Origin of the sequence: Citrobacter sp. Cpo090 (assembly GCF_030332665.1) — a bacterium.
Classification (GTDB): Bacteria; Pseudomonadota; Gammaproteobacteria; order Enterobacterales; family Enterobacteriaceae; genus Citrobacter; species Citrobacter portucalensis.
In genome coordinates this window covers 1-232 of record NZ_JAOWHK010000009.1, presented here as the reverse complement: position 1 = coordinate 232, position 232 = coordinate 1, and the positions used below count along the sequence as shown (strand labels likewise).

Below are 232 nucleotides of genomic sequence, written 5' to 3'. Positions count from 1 at the left end.
TCATTTCTTATTACGGAGAAATGAAACAGTGTGTCGTTTCAATTTTCAGCTTGATCCAGATTTTTAAAGAGCAAAACTTCTTAATGCACTCGAAAGTACATTCAGAAGTTCATCATTCATCAGACAATCTGTGTGAGCACTACAAAGAACGCTTCTTTAAGGTAAGGAGGTGATCCAACCGCAGGTTCCCCTACGGTTACCTTGTTACGACTTCACCCCAGTCATGAATCAC

1 rRNA gene is annotated in these 232 nt (G+C 40.1%); it reads right to left on the bottom strand.

The features are described 5' to 3' along the window. Window positions 1-162: 162 nt before the first annotated feature. Window positions 163-232 (bottom strand): 16S ribosomal RNA (locus OGY83_RS00040); the annotation flags it as partial.